The 263-nt window shown below is 75.7% G+C and carries 1 protein-coding gene; it reads right to left on the bottom strand.

The window, feature by feature from the left end:
• On the bottom strand, positions 1–263 hold a 263-nt coding region (locus QAA18_RS10925; protein ID WP_279412977.1), incomplete at both ends, for a hypothetical protein.

Here is a 263-nt window from a genome sequence, read left to right as displayed (position 1 = left end):
GCGACAGCAGGCGCTCCACCAACCGCGGCCAGCCCAGGCGCACGGCCAGCGACAGCGGCGGGTCGCCGGCCCGGCTCGCGGAGAAGGGATCGGCGCCACGCTCCATGAGTTCGAGCGCGAAGCGTTCCAGCGCTCCGCCTGCCTGGTCGTCGGCCACGCAGGCGTCGAGGAAGCGCGCGAGGCCGCCGGGCCCGGCAGGTGCATGGCCCAGGCGCAGGTGTTCGCGCAATTCGTCGACGCCATCGGCGCCGCGCGCCAGCAGC

Source organism: Luteimonas sp. 8-5, assembly GCF_029763755.1.
Lineage (GTDB): Bacteria > Pseudomonadota > Gammaproteobacteria > Xanthomonadales > Xanthomonadaceae > Cognatiluteimonas.
The sequence above is the reverse complement of the archived record's forward strand: the minus strand, read 5'-3'. Positions and strand labels throughout refer to the sequence as shown.